Below are 329 nucleotides of genomic sequence, written 5' to 3'. Positions count from 1 at the left end.
CGTATTATCAATCAAAAAATTGCTCAAAAGTTAATTGAAAAGACGTCTATGACTGATATTGCCCATCAGCTGGCCATTTCAACTTCAACTGTTATCCGAAAGCTCAATGATTTCCGTTTTAAGCATGATTTTTCTCGTCTTCCTGAGATTATGTCTTGGGACGAGTATGCCTTCACTAAGGGAAAGATGAGTTTCATTGCACAAGATTTTGAAAAACTCAATATCATCACCGTTCTTGAAGGCAGGACACAAACTATCATCCGAAATCACTTTCTTCGCTACGATAGAACCGTTCGCTGTCAGGTGAAAATCATTACTATGGATATGTT

1 protein-coding gene is annotated in these 329 nt (G+C 37.7%); it reads left to right on the top strand.

The annotated features are described in order from the left end of the window. The coding region (locus HMPREF2805_RS09490) for a helix-turn-helix domain-containing protein (protein ID WP_186822568.1) at window positions 1-329 on the top strand (329 nt) is incomplete at both ends.

This window comes from Streptococcus sp. HMSC034E03 (genome assembly GCF_001811505.1).
Taxonomy (GTDB): Bacteria; Bacillota; Bacilli; order Lactobacillales; family Streptococcaceae; genus Streptococcus.
This window is presented reverse-complemented; position numbering and strand designations above follow the sequence as displayed.